The sequence below is a fragment of the Staphylococcus sp. 510 genome, assembly GCF_057219715.1.
Genome location: NZ_JBXVVK010000052.1, coordinates 1 through 493, shown reverse-complemented (window position 1 = coordinate 493; position 493 = coordinate 1). Strand labels below are relative to the sequence as shown.

General features: G+C 42.4%; 1 protein-coding gene. It reads left to right on the top strand.

Annotated elements, in window-relative coordinates; translation table 11 throughout:
- A partial coding sequence (locus AC2D8K_RS12595; RefSeq protein ID WP_484698830.1) for an Ig-like domain-containing protein occupies positions 1-493 on the top strand: 493 nt, incomplete at both ends.

Sequence of the window (493 nt, the reverse complement as noted above, 5' to 3'; positions counted from 1 at the left end):
TGCTACTGGAACGACGGACGCAGATGGAAACTACACAATAGATATTCCAGCGAATGAAGATCTAAAAGGTGGCGAAACATTACCAGTTACTGCGACAGACAAAGATGGTAATAAATCAGAGCCAGCAACAACAGTAGTAACAGATACAACAGCACCAGAAGCACCAACAGTCAATCCAGTAACAAGTGACGATACACAGATCACAGGTAAAGCAGAGCCAAACTCAACAGTGACAGTAACGTTCCCAGATGGGAAAACTGCAAGTAGTACAACAGACGCAGATGGAAACTATGTCATCAATATTCCTTCAAGCGAAGACTTAAAAGGTGGAGAAGAGTTACCAGTAACAGCTACAGATAAAGCTGGTAATACGTCTGATAAAGCAACAACAGTGGTAACAGATACAACAGCGCCAACGGTACCATCTGTAAACCCAGTAACAAGTGATGATACAACAATCACAGGTAAAGCAGAGCCAAACTCAACAGTAACA